The following is a 229-nucleotide window of genomic DNA, read 5'->3' as shown; positions in this document are numbered from 1 at the left end:
CAAAGCGTGCGCAAGCTGGATAACAACACGGTTGAATTTCGTCTGACTCAGCCAGATGCCTCCTTCCTGTGGCATCTGGCGACACACTATGCCTCTGTAATGTCGGCTGAATATGCCACACAACTGGCCAAACAGGATCGCCAGGAATTACTCGACAGGCAGCCCGTCGGTACCGGACCGTTCCTGCTTTCAGAAAACCGCGCGGGGCAATATATTCGTCTACAACGTC

At 53.7% G+C, this 229-nt stretch carries 1 protein-coding gene; it reads left to right on the top strand.

Features of this window, described 5'->3' with window-relative positions; all coding sequences use genetic code 11:
* Nucleotides 1-229, top strand: a 229-nt coding sequence (locus FDX22_RS27690; RefSeq protein WP_255433102.1) for an ABC transporter substrate-binding protein, incomplete at both ends; no start/stop codon positions are given.

Origin of the sequence: Citrobacter sp. TBCS-14 (assembly GCF_005280805.1) — a bacterium.
GTDB lineage: Bacteria > Pseudomonadota > Gammaproteobacteria > Enterobacterales > Enterobacteriaceae > Citrobacter > Citrobacter gillenii.
The sequence above is the reverse complement of the archived record's forward strand: the minus strand, read 5'-3'. Positions and strand labels throughout refer to the sequence as shown.